This window comes from Oceanicaulis sp. HTCC2633, assembly GCF_000152745.1.
Classification (GTDB): Bacteria; Pseudomonadota; Alphaproteobacteria; order Caulobacterales; family Maricaulaceae; genus Oceanicaulis.
This window is the reverse complement of the sequence record NZ_CH672428.1, coordinates 1,665,568-1,679,904: the sequence shown is the minus strand read 5'-3', so window position 1 is coordinate 1,679,904 and position 14,337 is coordinate 1,665,568. Positions and strand designations below refer to the sequence as shown.

Genomic DNA, 14,337 nt, shown 5'->3' with positions numbered 1-14,337 from the left:
CCTCGCTCATGTCATGGCTTGAACCGACCGCCGCCGGGCTCGGCGTGCTTTGCCTCTTCTTCCTGATCCGGCAAAGCATGTGGGCCTGGCCGGTCGGCATCGCCATGACCGGCCTTTACGCCATCATCTTCTTTGATGTGCGGCTGTATTCCGATTTCGGGCTGCAACTGATCTTCTGCGTGCTGCAGGCCTATGGGTGGTGGTTCTGGCTGAGCCATCGCGACAGGGCCGAGGCGAACAGCCAGGCGCCGGTGATCTGGCTGGGGTTTCAGAAGCTTTTGCCCTGGCTGGCGGTTGGCGCTGTCGGCGCTTTGGCGCTGGGGCTGGTCATGGACCGCTTCACCGATGCGGACCTGCCCTATTGGGACGCGATGACCACGAGCTTCAGCCTGGTCGCCCAGTTCATGCTGGCGCGCAAATATCTGGAAAACTGGCTGGTCTGGATCGGCGTGGATGTCGTCGCCATCGGGGTCTATGCCTATAAGGGGCTGATGCTCACCAGCGGGCTCTATGCGCTCTTCCTGCTGATGTGCGTCTGGGGCTTCTGGCAGTGGCGACGTGATTCCGCCGTCGAGCCAGAGGCGGCGCCGGCGCAATGACGACCCCGGTCCATGGCTTCGTTCTGGGCAAGTTCATGCCGCCCCATGCCGGGCACATGTATCTGTGCGATTTCGCCGCCGGCCTGTGTGATCAGCTGACCATACTGGTCTGTTCGCTCGAGCGCGAACCCATCCCAGGCAAGCTGCGCCATGAATGGATGTCCGCGCTCTATCCGGACGCGCGTGTGCTGCATTTCGATCGCGACGTTCCGCAAGAGCCGTCCGAGAGCCCGGACTTCTGGGATATCTGGCGCGAACTGGTGCGCAGCGTTCATCCCGAACCGATCCATCGCGTGTTCGCGTCCGAGGATTACGGCCTGAGGCTGGCGCAGGAGCTGGGCGCCGAGTTCTGGCCCGCGGATCCGGAGCGCGCCTGCCGCCCGGTCAGCGGCACGCAGATCCGTCAGGCCCCGATGGCGCACTGGTCGATGATCGCGCCTCCGGCCCGACCGTATTTCACACGGACCATTGTTCTTCATGGTCCTGAAAGCACGGGCAAGTCCATGCTCGGCCAGGACCTGGCGCGAGCTTTGGGCGGGGCGTATGCGCCCGAATTCGGTCGCACCTGGTGTGAGCTGTACGGGACCGATTGCAGCGCAGAGGATCTGCGCAATATCGCAGCCGGGCAGGCAGCCGCGATCCAGGCCGCTCGCCGGACGGCGGACGGGTTCGTGATTTCGGACACGGACGGGCTGCTGACCGAGGTCTGGTCGCAAATGATGCTCGGCGCTTCTGTCTTCGATCCGTCCCCCGAGCCGGAGGGTGACCTCTATCTTCTCACCGATATCGATCAGCCCTTCGTGGACGACGGGACGCGGGTCTATTCCGATCCGGCCGATCGCGAGCGCTTTTTTGCACTGTCGGTTGAAGCGCTTGAGCGTCAGGGTGTGGACTATGTCCGCCTGTCGGGGAGCTGGGAGCACAGGCGCGTCGTCGCGCTGGACGCAATTTCCCGCCGGTTTCCGCATCTGATCCGTCAGGCGTGACCTTTTGCGGTGTCGCGGTATCGTGACACGTCTGACGCAGACCGGAGAATGACAATGAGCCCGAACCCGTTTGAGCAGGGCGGCGCGCGCTACGCCGCCGGACGCCCGGTCTATCCTGGCAAACTCGCCTTCACGCTGGAGGGGCTCGTCAGCAACCATACCCTGGCGGTCGATGTGGGCTGCGGCACGGGTCAGTTATCCGTTCTTCTGGCGGAGCATTTCAAATCCGTGCGCGCCTTTGATCCCAGCGAAAGCCAGCTTGCCCACGCCCGGCCTCATCCCCGGGTCAGTTACGCCAGGGCCCCGGCCGAGGCGCTGCCGATCGCCAGCGGAAGCGCAAATCTCATCACCGCCGCGCAGGCGGCGCACTGGTTTGACAGGCCGCGCTTTTACGCCGAGGTGCGCCGCATTGCAGCGCCGGGCGCGGTTCTGGCGCTGATCACCTATAACAACGCCGAAGCCGATACCGAAGCGATGAAACCCATAGGCCAGCTCTACCAGGCGCTGGATCCCTGGTGGCGCCCCGAGCGCGAGGATGTGGAGACCGCCTATGCGCGGTTCGACTTCCCGTTTGATGCAATCCCGGCCAAGGGCGGGGCGATCATCCATGACTGGACCTTCGAGGAAATGCGCGCCTATCTGGAAAGCTGGTCTGCCCTGCGCGCTGCGCGGGCGGACGGTGAAGACGAAATGATCAACGGGTATCTGGACAAGGCGCGCAAGGCCTGGGGCGAGGGCGAGATCCGGGTGCGATGGCCGATCACGATCCGCGCCGGGTTTGTCCACAAGCCTGTCCGCAACTAATCCGCAGCGGCGCGCGGCGACCCCATACTGACAGTCTGTCAGCAAAGGGGTGAACCATGACGGGTCAGGAACTGGTGCGGCGCGCATCCGCGCATCTGGGGCAAGCCTATCAACTGGGCGCGGCCGCCGATCTGGAAGACCCGGACTATGCCGGGCCCTGGGATTGCGCCGACTTCGTCAGCTGGTGCGTGTATCAGACCCACGGGCTGAAGCTGGGGCTGACTGTGGCCGGGCATCCCTATTCCGGCGCCTGGATCAGATGGGCGGAGGACCCGGCGAACGCCATTGATCTTGAAGCCGCTTATGACACGCCCGGAGCGATCCTCGTGCGCCGTCCGCATCATTACGGGTCGGGCCATGTGGCGATCTCTGACGGGCAGGGCGGCACGGTCGAGGCGCGAGGCCAGCGCTATGGCGTTGTCAGGGCCAGGGGGCGGGGACGGGTCTGGGACCTTGCGGGCCTGCCCGTCAGGGCCGAACCCCCTGCGGTTCTGCAGGGTGCGGATTCAGGCCGTTCCTTTTCGCGTTGCGCCGGGTTAGGAGAGGGCTATGGCCGAACTGTATCTCCTCACCCCGCCCAAGATTGACGCTGATTTCGCGGATGTGCTGGCGCGCACGCTGGACGCCGGTCGCGTCTCGGCGCTGCAGCTTCGCTTGAAAGACCAGGGTCAGGACGAGATCGAGGCGCTTGCGCCCAGGCTGATCGAGATCGCGCACCAGCGCGGAGTTTCCGTGATCATGAATGATGATCCCGTTCTGGCGGCGAAGCTGGGGTGTGACGGCGTCCATATCGGTCAGGAGGATGGCTCGATCAAGCAGGCGCGCGCGGCGGTGGGGCCAAAGGGCATTGTCGGCGTCACCTGTCATGACAGTCGCCATCTGGCCATGCTGGCGGGCGAGCAGGGCGCTGATTACGTCGCGTTCGGCGCTTTTTTCGACACCGCCACGAAATCGCCCAAGACCCGCGCTGATCTGGACATCCTGGTCTGGTGGACCGAGCTTTTCGAACTGCCCTGCGTCGCGATCGGGGGAATAACCCTGGAGAACGCCTCCGAGGTGATCGCGGCCGGGGCCGATTATATTGCAGTGTGCGGCGGGGTCTGGTCGCACCCCGAAGGACCGGAGGCCGCATGCGCCGGCTTGTCTCAACTCTTGGATTGATCCTCGCGCTCGGCGGCGCCGCCTGGGCGCAGGAAGACGCGCCCACGGTTCCGACCGCTGAACAGGTTGAGGACGGCGTCCCGTCTCAGGCCGACTTGCCGCCCCTGCCGGAAGGCCTGGCGGAGGACTTCGCCCGTGACGCCAGCGGCGATGCCGTCGAAGGGCGCTCCCAGACCAATTCGGCCATGGCGAGCGCCTCTGCAGCCTATCTGGTCGGTGATTTCCAGGGCGCGCTCATTCATGCTCAGCGTGCGGCGGCGGGCGGTGAAGCGCGCGGCGCGACGCTGGCGGGCCATATCCGGCTTCATGGCCTGACCGGGGAAGCGAGTGATGAAGACGCCGTGCGCTGGTTCCGTCGCGCGGCGGAACTGGGTGAGCCGGACGCCCTGATCATCCTGTCGCGCCTCGCCAGCGAGGGCCGTGGCGGCCTCCAGGCCTGGCAGTCGCGCGAATTTCTGGCGCAGGCGGCGGAAGCAGGCGATGCGCGCGCCGCCCATGAGTATGGCCTGTACCTGATGGAGCGAGGTGATCCGGGCGCGGCGAGCGAAGCGCTGAACTGGCTGCAGCTGGCTGCGGAAAGCGGGCGCTTCGAGGCGTATGGCGATTACGCCTTTGCGCTCGCGGACTGGGACCATGGTCCGCATGATCTCGAGGCGGCGCGAGTCTGGTATGTGCGAGCGGGCGAGGCGGGCGATCCCAGCTCCGCGCTGATCGCCGGACTGATGCTGATGGAGGGTGAAGGCGGCGAGGCGGATGAAGCCGCAGGCGCCCGGATGATCCGGATGGCCGCCGAATATGGCCTCCCCGCCGCCATGGGCCAGCATGCGCTTCTGCTCTATCAGGGCGTGGCGGACCGCGCCCCCAATCCCTCGGAAGCTGTGGACTGGGCGCGACAGGGCGCCGAGGCGAATGATCCCGACAGCCAGTTCCTTCTGGCCTACGCACTGGCGACGGGGGATGGCGCGCCGCGGGATCTCGAGCGCGCCTATTACTGGGTGCTCCGCGCAGCCGCTCCGCGGGGCGGACGCACGCCGGAAGACTTTGATCGCGATCGTCTGGAGGCGAGCCTGGAAAACGCCCTGCCGGAGGCGGTTCTGGAGCGGGTGCGGGTCGAAGCAGCAGTGGAATCGAGCCCCTTCTAGAGTGTGCGACGGGGCGGATTCTGACGCACAGCTTGCCCGTCAGGGGTCTCCCTGTTAAACGAGCGCGGCTGAATTACAGGGCGGCGCTGGTGGTTTGTGCGGCGCGCCCGTTCCAGGAACGGACCTTCCGATGAAAATCAACGGCAATGAAATCAAGCCCGGCAACGTGATCAAGCACCAGGACACCCTGTGGGTGGCGGTGAAAGCGGATCACGTGAAACCGGGCAAGGGCGGCGCGTTCGCCCAGGTCGAACTGAAGAACCTGCTCGACGGTCGCAAGCTCAATGAACGCTTCCGCTCTGCGGACAAGGTCGAGCGCGTGCGCCTCGAGCAGAAAGACCACCAGTTCCTCTATCCCGAGGGCGAGATGCTGGTTTTCATGGACACCGAGACCTATGAGCAGACCAATCTGCCCATCGATTTCGTGGGCGAGGACCGTGCGGCCTATCTGACCGACGGCATGATGGTCGTTCTGGAAATCTACGAAGAGAAGCCGATCGGCATCGAGCTGCCCAAGCATGTGGAGCTCGAAGTCATTGAGACCGAGCCGGTGGTCAAGGGCCAGACGGCGGCGAACTCGTTCAAGCCCGCCATCCTGACCGGCAATGTGCGCACCGCGGTTCCGCCTTTCGTGGGCGTGGGCGAGCGCATCGTGGTGGCCACCGAGGACGGTTCCTACGTCCGTCGCGCGGAGTAGATCTTGGCTCAGGTATCCGCACTGATGCAGGTCATGACCGACGCGGTCCGCAAAGCGGGCCGCCGTCTGGCGCGTGACTTTGGTGAAATCGAGAACCTTCAGGTCTCCAAGAAGGGCCCGGCGGACTTCGTCACCGCGTCCGACATGAAGTCTGAAGAGATCCTGTTTGAGGTCCTGTCCAAGGCGCGTCCGGGCTATGGCTTCCTGATGGAAGAGCGCGGCGTTGTTGAAGGCACCGACCGCTCCCACCGCTGGATCATTGATCCGCTGGACGGCACGCTGAACTTCATGCACGCCCAGCCGCACTTCGCCATCTCGGTGGCGCTGGAGCGCGAGGGCGAGATTGTGGCGGGCGTAGTCTACAACCCCGCGACCGACGAGCTGTTCCACGCCGAGAAGGGCCGGGGCGCCTATATGAATGACCGCCGTCTGCGCGTGGCCGAGCGCCGCGACCTGCATGACTGCGTCATCGCCACCGGCATGCCGTTCTTCGGCAAGAAGGGGCACGCCCAGTTCCTCAAGGAATTGCACCAGATCATGCCGATGACGGCCGGCGTGCGCCGCTATGGCGCAGCGTCGCTCGATCTGGCCTGGACGGCGGCGGGCCGGTTTGACGGCTTCTGGGAACGCAATCTGAAATCCTGGGATATCGCCGCCGGCCTGGTGCTCGTGCGTGAGGCGGGCGGCTTCGCCGGCGCCATTGATCCTGGCACCGATGTGCTCGAGACCGGCCATATCGCCGCCGGCAATGAGAGGGTGATCAAGGAGTTGCGCGAGATGCTGGCGAAAGCCGCCAGCTAGGCGCGTTCTTGTGCGGAACGTCGTGCGGGTCCGGCGTCAGGCCAGCTCCCGCGCGGCGCGTCCAGCCAGCCCTTGAAGGCTCGGTCCGGCGCGGCCGCCGGAACGCCATGGGCCCAGAACTCGTTATGCACACTGAAAAGCCCGGGCGTAATCACGGCGCGGATCGGCATGGCCGGCTGCGCAGCATCGACCCGCGTTTCAAGCGATAGCGGCCAGAACCGGCACCCTTTGCGGTGCGCCAGTTCGGCGCCGTCCACAACAAGCCGCGCCTGCGCCCAGCCCCACAATGTGAAGCCGCACTCCAGCACGATGTCGTGCTGGTTGATCCGGTATGTCCAACGCTTCAGTCTGAGCGGCATGGCGGATCCTGGTGCTGCGATGCAACATTGCTCTGAATAGGGTTAACGCCGCTTAAGGTTTCAGGCAAGGCAAACCGTTCGCCAGCGGGGAAAAGAAATTTGAGTGTGGGTCGGGCTTGAGCCGCATCCTTGCCTCATTCCCGCCAAGACCCTTGCGTTTGATGGCGGGGTAGGCCAAGCCTGCAGAAGTGCTGACGCGCCAGATGAGGGAGCTGCGCTGAATGGCTGATCCGAAAGCTTCGCGCCGCAAGGCCCGGTTCACCGGGCCCGGGAATTACATTCTCTGGATGATCGTGTTCCTGGCGGTCGTGGTGCTGCTGGCCGCGCTCCTGAACCAGCCGCTGATCCTGGCGTTCGAGGCGAACCCCGCCATTAATGGCCTGATCCTGGGCGTGCTGTTCATCGGCATCCTCTACACCTTCCAGCAGGCGCTCGCCATCGGGCCGAGCGCGCGCTGGCTGGTGCGCCTGAACGAGGCGGATCACCCCGACCAGCTGCCCAGCCCGCCCGCCATGATCGCCCCCATGGCGGCGCTGATCACCGATGCGGCCGATGGCCGGTCCCGCCTGTCGGCGGCGTCGGCTCGCGTGGTGCTGGACTCGGTCGCCGCCCGCATGGCGGAAAGCGGGGCCTTCACCCGGTATTTCGGGCGCCTGCTGATCTTTCTCGGTCTGCTGGGCACGTTCTGGGGCCTGTTGCAGGTGGTGGGCAATGTGGGCGACGCCGTGCGCGCGGTGTCCGCCAGCTCCACCGGCGCCGGGGAAACGGACGCCATGGCCCTGATGAGCGCGATCGAGGAGCCCATTGCGGGCATGGGCACGGCGTTCGCGTCATCGCTCTTCGGTCTGGCCGGCTCCTTGATCATCGGCTTTCTCGAGCTGCAGGCCAGCCGGGCGCAGAACCGCTTCTACAACGAGGTGGAGGAATGGCTCTCCTCGATTTCCCGCCTCGCCAACGCCGGCCCGCAAGGCGCCAGCCCGGATGAGGGCGGCGGCTCGGGCGCCTATGTGGGCGCGCTTCTGGAGCAGAGCGCGGATGCGCTGGACCGGCTGACCCACACGCTGGAGCGTCATACGCGCCAGCTGGAAACCATCATGGCTCGATTTGCGGATGATGCGGCGGAAAGCCAGCGCGAAAGCGCGCGGCTTCTGCGCGATGAGATCAAGGTTCTGGTGCGCGCGCTTGAGGCGCAGGCGCGCCTGAACCGGGATCGCGGTTCGGATCGGAACGAGTAAGCCATGGCGCTCCCCCGGCACCTGCAGAGCGGACAGGCCGACTCCGGCGATTACTGGCCGGGCTTCGTGGATGCGCTGGCGACGCTGCTTCTGGTCATCGTCTTCTTGCTGGCGGTGTTCACGGCGGGCCAGTTCGCGCTGTCCCAGGCGCTGACCGGCCGCGACGAACAGCTCGCCGAGCTCAACGGACGTCTGGCGACCCTGGCTGAAGAGCTGAACCTGGCCCAGAGCGAGAATGAACGTCTCAGCCTGCGGGTCAGCACCCTGACTCAGGAAAATGGCGCCTTGGCGGAAACCAATGCCGGCCTGACCAGTCAGATCGCCGGTCTGCAGGAGGGGCTCGCGGCCGCCCGTTCCAGCCTGGCGGAGGAAGAGGCGCTCAATGAAGAGGCGCAGGCCACTGTTGCGCTTCTGAACAATCAGATGGCGGCCCTGCGCGAAGAGCTGGCGCGTCTCAATGAGGCGCTCAACGCCTCCGAGGCGCGCGAGGCCGAGCTTGAGGCCGAAGTGGTCAATCTGGGCCGTCGCCTCAATGCGGCCCTGGCGAGCGAAGTGGCTCGGCTGGCGCGCTATCGCTCCGAATTCTTCGGCCGTTTGATCGAGGTCCTGGGCGATCGGTCCGGTGTTCGCGTGGTGGGCGACCGGTTCGTGTTTGAAACCGACGTGCTTTTCGCATCGGGCTCGGCCGAGCTGAGCGAGGAGGGGCGGCGCTCGCTTGCTCCCATCGCAGACGCCATCATCCAGCTCACAGATGAAATCCCGGATGATCTTGACTGGGTGTTGCGCGTGGACGGGCATACAGACCGCGTGCCGCTGGGGCCCAACGCGCCGTTTGAGTCCAACTGGGAGCTGTCGACGGCGCGGTCGCTGTCGGTGATCGCCTATTTCGAAAGCCGCGGCGTGCCGCCGCGTCGCCTGCTGGCAGCGGGCTTTGGCGAGCATTATCCCATTGCCGAGGGGCGGACCCAGGAGGCCTATGCCCGCAACCGGCGGATCGAACTGAAACTGACCTCGCGTTAGGATTCTGTTAGCCATAATCTCAAGTCGGCCCGGCTTAATCTTTGAGTAAGTCCTTGTATTTCCGCCATATGACTCAGGGCGCTTGAAACAGCGTAATTCGGGGTGTATACACCGCGCCTCAATTCATGCAGATTTCCACTTGCGGGCGGCTTCAACGGCCGCCCGCGAGCGTAAAGAGGGCCGGAGCGGCACGATGAAACAGGACACCCACCCCGACTATCACTTCATCGAAGTGGTGCTCCCGAACGGTTCGCGCTTTAAGACCCGTTCTACCTATGGTAAAGAAGGCGCTGTGCTGCAACTGGACATTGATCCGTCCACGCACCCGGCCTGGACTGGCGGCAACCAGACCCTGCTGGATCGTGCGGGTCGCGTGTCCAAGTTCAAAGACAAGTTCAAAGGCTTCGGCGTTTAAGGCCCAATCCCCCCTCGATCGGGCAGAGCTTGGCTCCGTTGAAGTCTTTCGAGGAACGCCCGCAGTCTCCCCTCGGCTGCGGGCGTTTTTCTCGCCTTCTTTGACGTTCCGTTCGAGGGGGTTCTGCCTTTTCTGTGTTCGCTGTACTCGTTTCTAGCTATCGCTGAAGGCGGCCGAGAGCTGGGAGAGCTGGTTGGCGACCGGGTTCTCGACCGGCTTGAGCTCGGCCTCGAACAGCGAGTCGTCCAGGCGCATCAGACGTTCATGCAATTCGCGCGCGCGCAGCGCCAGATCCCCGAGGCGCGGCGGACAGGGATCATCCCCGGCCGGCCAGGTCGGCGGGCTGAACTTGTTGGGCGAGAGGCGATAGCGCTCCTCGGCGGCTTCGCGCGGGCTCATATCGCCCTCGGCGACGGCGCGCTGGGTCAGGAGCCAGGACGCGCATTGCATCAGCTGGGTGGTCAGCCCCATGGATTCAGACGCATATGCCAACGCGCCCGAGCGGCCCAGACGCTTGGCGTCATCCCGGCCGGGGCCATCCAGATAGGCCGCAGTTTCCTCCACCAGATCCATGCCGTCACGGAACAGACGGCGGAACATTTCGGAATCCGCAAAATCGGAAACCCGAGCGGCGGTGCTGGCGGCGTGAGGCGTGACCGGGGTCATGGCAGTATCCGTTCTGTCTCGTTACGCGTCATCTCAAGAGTGTGTACGAACTCTTAAGCAAGGCTGGGGCCAGTCTCGCCCGCTAGTCTCCGCCTGGGGTCTTGAAAAAGGCTTCCGCTGCTGAGAGGCCGGCCTTCTTCTGCTTGATCGCCGCTTCGGTCCGTCCCATTTCCTGACGTAAGACTTCAAGCCGTTCGGTGAGCTGTTCGACACCCAGTTCGCTCAGATCCTCGCCGGGGACCAGCGCTTCATTGCGGGAGGTCAGCGGTTCATCGTGAAACATGGCGTCGCTCTCCTCATTGGCGGACAGGACGACAGATACTAGTGCATTAACCCTCGGGAGTCCCGTTCATGAATCCGATTTCATCACGCATCGTCACGGCGCCGGAACCCGGCGGTCCCGAAAAGCTGGTGGTCAAACAGGTCGAACTGGCGCCGCCGGCTGCCGGTGAAGTGCTGATCGATGTGGCGGCGAGCGGGATCAACCGGCCTGACGTGTTCGAACGGATGGGGTTCTATCCGGCGCCGGACGGCGCGCCTGAAGGACTGGGCCTTGAGGTGTCGGGCACGGTGCGCGCTGTGGGTGACGGGGTCACTCGCTACAAGGCGGGCGATCCGGTGGTGGCGCTGGTGTCAGGCGGCGGCTACGCCGATGTCGCGCGGGCGAAGGCGGGCAGCGTCCTGCCGGCGCCGAAGGGCGTCGACCTGGTCGAGGCCGCGGGGCTGCCTGAAACCGTCTTTACGGTCTGGACCAATGTCTTTGACGCCGGCGCGCTCAAGCCCGGCGAACGCCTGCTTGTTCATGGCGGGGTCAGCGGCATCGGCTCCACCGCCATCCAGATGGCCAAGGCCCAGGGCGCTTATGTGATCGCCACCGCCGGCGGTCCGGACCGGGCGCAGGCCTGTCTCGATCTCGGCGCGGACCGGGCGTTCGACTATCACGCCGAGGACTGGTCCGCTGCGATCAGGGCGGAAGGCGGCGCCGATGTGATCCTCGACATGGTCGGCGGCGACTATGTGCAGAAGAACCTCAATTGCCTGAACCGGTTCGGGCGCATCGTCATGATCGCCTTCCTCAAGGGCAGCCGGGTCGAGCTGGATCTGATGGGATTGATGCTCAAGCGCCAGACCCTGACGGGCTCGACCCTTCGCTCACGCTCTGATGAGGAGAAGGCCGATATCGCCCAAGCGGTTCTAACGCATGTCTGGCCCTGGATCGAGGCGGGCAAGGTGCGTCCTCTGATCGATTCCACCTTTGCTCTTGATGACGTCGCCAAGGCGCATGCGCGGATGGATGCGGGCGGCCATGCGGGCAAGATCCTGCTGATTCCCTAGCGTGACAGGGGTGTTTCCAGCGCGTGACAAGCGCGCTATAAGGAGGGTCACACTCTCCCTCTTCATCGTGAGTACGAGATGAGGGGCGGTCGACGGAAACAACCCGGCGGTCCGCGCCGGGTTTTCTTTTGTTTCGTGTACGAGGACTGACATGGCCGAGATTCTCATGCCCAAGGCGACGGCGGTCTGGCTGGTGGACAACACCGCGCTGAGCTTTGAACAGATCGCTGATTTCACCGGGCTGCACCATCTTGAGATCAAGGGCATTGCGGATGGCGATGTGGCGGCTGGCGTGCGCGGTTCCGACCCGGTCGCATCCGGCCAGCTCGATCGCGCTGAACTGGACAAGGCGGAAGCGGACCCGGCCTACCGGATGACGGCCTCCAAGCCGAAATACGCCGAGCTTCAGGAACGCAAGAAAGGCCCGCGCTACACCCCGCTGTCGCGCCGCCAGAACCGTCCGGACGCCATCGCCTGGCTGGTGCGCAATCACCCCGAGCTGACCGATGCTCAGATCTCCAAGCTGATCGGCACCACCAAGACGACCATCGAGGCGGTGCGCGAGCGCACGCACTGGAATTCGCCCAACATCAAGCCGACCGACCCGGTGACGCTGGGGCTGTGCACCCAGATCGATCTGGATGCTCAGGTCTCCAAGGCGTCCGCACGTCGCAAGCAGATGGAAGAGGATGGCCAGGTCATCATCGAGGAGGACACCCTCAAGCCGGCCGATGATCAGGACATGGATTCAGCCAATGCGCCGACGACGCTCGACGAGCTGTTCGGCAAGCCCAAGGGCGACAACGAATAGACCTTGCATCACCCTGAAGTTTCGAAAGCCCGGCTGTTCAGGCCGGGCTTTCCTGTTTGCGGCAGGCGCAGCCGTGCAGAAGAATTGACCCGCTCTTCTTTGATTGATAATCACTCTCAAAATCAATCAAGCCTGCGAAGGGTCTTCCCATGTTCAAGCTCCATGCCCTGATGGGCGGCGTCGCGCTGTCTGCGCTTGTGCTCTGCGCTCCCGCCTCCGCCCAGACTGCCGATGATGCACAGGACGTCATCATCGTCACCGGCTCTCAGGTGGAGCTCAATCAGGTGTTCGAGGGCGGTCAGGTGGCGCGCGGCGCCCGCAACGGTCTGCTGGGCAATGTCGATTTCCTGGACTCCCCTTTCACCACCACCGCCTACACCGCTGAGCTGATCGAGAACCAGCAGGCGCGGGGCATTGGCGACGTCCTCGCCAACAATCCGCAAGTGCGTCTGGCCAAGGGCTTCGGGAACTTCCAGGAGCTCTATGTCGTCCGCGGCTTCCCGGTCTATTCCGATGACATGACGCTGAACGGCGTCTACGGCATCCTGCCGCGCCAGTATGTGGCGGCTGAACTGGTCGAGCGCGTTGAAGTGTTCTCTGGCGCGAATGCGTTCCTGAATGGCGCGGCCCCGGGCGGCTCCGGCGTGGGCGGGGCGTTCAACCTGGTGCCCAAGCGCGCCGGTGAAGACGATCTCACGCGCGTCACGCTGGGCTTTGAAGGCCGCTCCCATGGCTATGCCGCGCTCGATCTGAGCCGCCGGTTCGGCGCTCAGGACGAGCTGGGCGTGCGTTTCAACGGCGCGCTGCGTGATGGCGAGACCGCCATCGAGGATCAGGACCGCTCCCTGAACCTCTTCACGCTGGGGCTGAGCTATGAAACCGATCGCATCCGCCTGTCTGCGGACCTAGGCTGGCAGGACCACCATATTGACGCGCCGCGTCCGCAAGTGACCCCGCTGGGCGCCATTCCGTCCGTGCCGGATGCGGATGTGAACTACGCCCAACCCTGGACCTATACCGACGAGCAGCAGCTGTTCGGCGTCGTGCGGGCCGAGATGGATTTCAGCGATGTCGTCACGGGCTGGCTGGCCGTGGGCGCCCGCGACGGGGAAGAGGAAAACGTGCTCGCCAATCCGAGTGCGGGGGCGTCCGGCGTCACTTCGGCCTATCGCTTTGACAATGCGCGCGTGGATCAGGTGATCAGCGCCGATGCCGGCCTGCGCGCCGATGTCTGGACCGGCGAGATCGGTCACCGTCTGGTGGCGTCTGTCTCCGGCATTCACAGCGAGTCCGACAATGCCTACGCGTTCTCCAATTTTGCGGGCTTTGCGGGCGATCTGAACGATCCCTTCGCCGCGCCCCAACCGGCGGCGGACTTCTTTGTCGGGGGCGATCTCGATGATCCGGGCAAGACGGAAGAAGTGACCAATTCGAGTTTCGCCCTCGCCGACACGATGAGCCTTCTGGACGGCCGGGTGCTCGCGACCCTGGGGCTGCGCTGGCAGACCATCGACACGGCGAGCTTTGACTACAACACCGGAGCCGAGCTGAGCGCGTATGATGATGATGCGATCACCCCGGCCCTTGGCGTGGTCTATCGCGCCTCTGACGCCGTCTCGCTCTACGCCAACTATGCCGAAAGCCTGCAGCCGGGCCAGATCGCGCCCGCAAGCTCGGGCGGCGTCGTGATCGTCAACGCCGGCGAGGTGCTCTCTCCCTTCCGCGGCGAGCAGATGGAAGCGGGCATCAAGTATGACGGCGGCAATTACGGCGTCACTGCGAACCTGTTCGAGCTGACCCAGCCGAACGCCATCGTGGTGGGCGACCGCTTCACCGATGATGGCGAGCAGCGCACCCGCGGCGCCGAGCTGACGGTGTTCGGCGAACCGGTCGAAGGCCTGCGCCTGATCGGTGGCGCGACCTGGCTTGAGTCCGAGCAGGCCAGAACCCAGGGCGGTCTCAATGAAGGCAATGCGGCTGTGGGCGTGCCGGAATTCCAGGCCAGCTTCAACGCGGAATGGGACGCCAGCTTCCTGCCGGGTCTCGTTCTCGAAGGGCGCGTGATCTATACCGGCGAGCAGTACGCCAGCGCGGACAATACGCTGGAAATCCCCGCCTGGGCGCGCTTTGACGCCGGCGTGCGTTACAGCTTCGAGGCGCAAGGTCATCCGGTTGCCCTGCGCGCGCGGGTGGAGAACCTGCTCGATGACGACTATTGGGCCTCGACCGGCGGTTATCCGGGCGCGAACTATCTGGTGCAGGGCGAGCCGCGCACCGTTCGCGTGTCGGTGAGCACCGACTTCTAG

The 14,337-nt window shown here is 64.8% G+C and carries 17 protein-coding genes; 14 read left to right on the top strand and 3 right to left on the bottom strand.

What is annotated here, in order from left to right:
- Positions 1 to 8: 8 nt before the first annotated feature.
- From pnuC to OA2633_RS08005, 8 genes are all read left to right on the top strand, one after another.
- Positions 9 to 599 (top strand): nicotinamide riboside transporter PnuC, encoded by a 591-nt coding sequence (gene pnuC, locus OA2633_RS08040; RefSeq protein WP_009802025.1) that lies wholly within the window; start codon positions 9 to 11, stop codon positions 597 to 599.
- Positions 596 to 1,585 carry an AAA family ATPase gene (locus OA2633_RS08035; RefSeq protein ID WP_009802024.1) on the top strand — a complete coding sequence of 330 codons (990 nt, stop codon included), beginning with the start codon at positions 596 to 598 and terminating at the stop codon, positions 1,583 to 1,585. The genes pnuC and OA2633_RS08035 overlap by 4 nt, the downstream gene beginning before the upstream one ends.
- Before the next feature lie 54 nt (positions 1,586 to 1,639).
- A complete protein-coding gene (locus OA2633_RS08030; RefSeq protein WP_009802023.1) occupies positions 1,640 to 2,389 on the top strand; it encodes a class I SAM-dependent methyltransferase in 750 nt (249 codons plus the stop codon).
- Positions 2,390 to 2,445: 56 nt separating this feature from the next.
- Entirely contained in the window at positions 2,446 to 2,976 is a 531-nt protein-coding gene (locus OA2633_RS08025) for a CHAP domain-containing protein (RefSeq protein WP_009802022.1), read from the top strand.
- A complete protein-coding gene (thiE, locus tag OA2633_RS08020) occupies positions 2,939 to 3,550 on the top strand; it encodes a thiamine phosphate synthase (protein ID WP_009802021.1) in 612 nt (203 codons plus the stop codon). Before OA2633_RS08025 ends, thiE begins: the two co-directional genes overlap by 38 nt.
- A complete protein-coding gene (locus tag OA2633_RS08015) occupies positions 3,520 to 4,692 on the top strand; it encodes a tetratricopeptide repeat protein (RefSeq protein WP_083783242.1) in 1,173 nt (390 codons plus the stop codon). The genes thiE and OA2633_RS08015 overlap by 31 nt, the downstream gene beginning before the upstream one ends.
- Positions 4,693 to 4,822: 130 nt before the next feature.
- The gene (gene efp / locus OA2633_RS08010) at positions 4,823 to 5,389 is read left to right on the top strand and encodes an elongation factor P (protein ID WP_009802019.1); all 567 of its coding nucleotides are present in this window, start codon (positions 4,823 to 4,825) and stop codon (positions 5,387 to 5,389) included.
- A 24-nt stretch (positions 5,390 to 5,413) separates the two neighbouring features.
- Complete coding sequence (locus OA2633_RS08005; RefSeq protein WP_009802018.1) at positions 5,414 to 6,190, top strand: inositol monophosphatase family protein; 777 nt, start codon at positions 5,414 to 5,416, stop codon at positions 6,188 to 6,190.
- Here the strand turns inward: OA2633_RS08005 and OA2633_RS08000 are convergent.
- Positions 6,187 to 6,549, bottom strand: a complete 363-nt coding sequence (locus tag OA2633_RS08000) for a hypothetical protein (protein ID WP_009802017.1) — start codon at positions 6,547 to 6,549, stop codon at positions 6,187 to 6,189. The genes OA2633_RS08005 and OA2633_RS08000 overlap by 4 nt on opposite strands.
- Positions 6,550 to 6,770: 221 nt before the next feature.
- Here OA2633_RS08000 and OA2633_RS07995 point away from each other — a divergent pair, with 221 nt between their 5' ends.
- The 3 genes from OA2633_RS07995 to rpmE all read left to right on the top strand — a co-directional run bounded on the left by OA2633_RS07995 (position 6,771) and on the right by rpmE (position 9,219).
- On the top strand, positions 6,771 to 7,784 hold the full coding sequence (locus tag OA2633_RS07995; protein WP_009802016.1) for a hypothetical protein: 1,014 nt from the start codon (positions 6,771 to 6,773) through the stop codon (positions 7,782 to 7,784).
- Between the two features lie 3 nt (positions 7,785 to 7,787).
- Positions 7,788 to 8,804 (top strand): peptidoglycan -binding protein, encoded by a 1,017-nt coding sequence (locus OA2633_RS07990; RefSeq protein ID WP_009802015.1) that lies wholly within the window; start codon positions 7,788 to 7,790, stop codon positions 8,802 to 8,804.
- Positions 8,805 to 8,997: 193 nt separating this feature from the next.
- A complete protein-coding gene (gene rpmE, locus OA2633_RS07985; RefSeq protein WP_009802014.1) occupies positions 8,998 to 9,219 on the top strand; it encodes a 50S ribosomal protein L31 in 222 nt (73 codons plus the stop codon).
- A 153-nt stretch (positions 9,220 to 9,372) separates the two neighbouring features.
- Here the strand turns inward: rpmE and OA2633_RS07980 are convergent, their stop codons facing one another.
- Positions 9,373 to 9,885 (bottom strand): DUF1465 family protein, encoded by a 513-nt coding sequence (locus OA2633_RS07980; protein ID WP_009802013.1) that lies wholly within the window; start codon positions 9,883 to 9,885, stop codon positions 9,373 to 9,375.
- An 82-nt stretch (positions 9,886 to 9,967) separates the two neighbouring features.
- The gene (locus OA2633_RS07975; protein ID WP_009802012.1) at positions 9,968 to 10,168 is read right to left on the bottom strand and encodes a DUF1192 domain-containing protein; all 201 of its coding nucleotides are present in this window, start codon (positions 10,166 to 10,168) and stop codon (positions 9,968 to 9,970) included.
- 68 nt (positions 10,169 to 10,236) lie between these two features.
- On the opposite strand from OA2633_RS07975, the gene OA2633_RS07970 reads away from it, so the two are divergent.
- From OA2633_RS07970 to OA2633_RS07960, 3 genes are all read left to right on the top strand, one after another.
- A complete protein-coding gene (locus OA2633_RS07970) occupies positions 10,237 to 11,220 on the top strand; it encodes an NAD(P)H-quinone oxidoreductase (RefSeq protein ID WP_009802011.1) in 984 nt (327 codons plus the stop codon).
- A 151-nt stretch (positions 11,221 to 11,371) separates the two neighbouring features.
- On the top strand, positions 11,372 to 12,031 hold the full coding sequence (locus OA2633_RS07965; RefSeq protein ID WP_009802010.1) for a DUF1013 domain-containing protein: 660 nt from the start codon (positions 11,372 to 11,374) through the stop codon (positions 12,029 to 12,031).
- Between the two features lie 149 nt (positions 12,032 to 12,180).
- Positions 12,181 to 14,337: a TonB-dependent siderophore receptor gene (locus OA2633_RS07960; RefSeq protein ID WP_009802009.1), complete on the top strand. Its 2,157-nt coding sequence runs from the start codon at positions 12,181 to 12,183 to the stop codon at positions 14,335 to 14,337.

Excerpts from the sequence above, each read along its gene's own strand:
- OA2633_RS07960 (WP_009802009.1), top strand. The coding sequence starts at position 12,181 with ATGTTCAAGCTCCATGCCCTGATGGGCGGCGTCGCGCTGTCTGCGCTT.
- OA2633_RS07990 (WP_009802015.1), top strand. The coding sequence starts at position 7,788 with ATGGCGCTCCCCCGGCACCTGCAGAGCGGACAGGCCGACTCCGGCGAT.
- OA2633_RS07975 (WP_009802012.1), bottom strand. The coding sequence starts at position 10,168 with ATGTTTCACGATGAACCGCTGACCTCCCGCAATGAAGCGCTGGTCCCC.
- OA2633_RS07980 (WP_009802013.1), bottom strand. The coding sequence starts at position 9,885 with ATGACCCCGGTCACGCCTCACGCCGCCAGCACCGCCGCTCGGGTTTCC.
- OA2633_RS08030 (WP_009802023.1), top strand. The coding sequence starts at position 1,640 with ATGAGCCCGAACCCGTTTGAGCAGGGCGGCGCGCGCTACGCCGCCGGA.
- OA2633_RS08025 (WP_009802022.1), top strand. The coding sequence starts at position 2,446 with ATGACGGGTCAGGAACTGGTGCGGCGCGCATCCGCGCATCTGGGGCAA.
- OA2633_RS08015 (WP_083783242.1), top strand. The coding sequence starts at position 3,520 with ATGCGCCGGCTTGTCTCAACTCTTGGATTGATCCTCGCGCTCGGCGGC.
- OA2633_RS07970 (WP_009802011.1), top strand. The coding sequence starts at position 10,237 with ATGAATCCGATTTCATCACGCATCGTCACGGCGCCGGAACCCGGCGGT.
- OA2633_RS07995 (WP_009802016.1), top strand. The coding sequence starts at position 6,771 with ATGGCTGATCCGAAAGCTTCGCGCCGCAAGGCCCGGTTCACCGGGCCC.
- OA2633_RS07965 (WP_009802010.1), top strand. The coding sequence starts at position 11,372 with ATGGCCGAGATTCTCATGCCCAAGGCGACGGCGGTCTGGCTGGTGGAC.
- efp (WP_009802019.1), top strand. The coding sequence starts at position 4,823 with ATGAAAATCAACGGCAATGAAATCAAGCCCGGCAACGTGATCAAGCAC.
- OA2633_RS08005 (WP_009802018.1), top strand. The coding sequence starts at position 5,414 with ATGCAGGTCATGACCGACGCGGTCCGCAAAGCGGGCCGCCGTCTGGCG.
- OA2633_RS08000 (WP_009802017.1), bottom strand. The coding sequence starts at position 6,549 with ATGCCGCTCAGACTGAAGCGTTGGACATACCGGATCAACCAGCACGAC.
- pnuC (WP_009802025.1), top strand. The coding sequence starts at position 9 with ATGTCATGGCTTGAACCGACCGCCGCCGGGCTCGGCGTGCTTTGCCTC.
- thiE (WP_009802021.1), top strand. The coding sequence starts at position 2,939 with ATGGCCGAACTGTATCTCCTCACCCCGCCCAAGATTGACGCTGATTTC.
- OA2633_RS08035 (WP_009802024.1), top strand. The coding sequence starts at position 596 with ATGACGACCCCGGTCCATGGCTTCGTTCTGGGCAAGTTCATGCCGCCC.
- rpmE (WP_009802014.1), top strand. The coding sequence starts at position 8,998 with ATGAAACAGGACACCCACCCCGACTATCACTTCATCGAAGTGGTGCTC.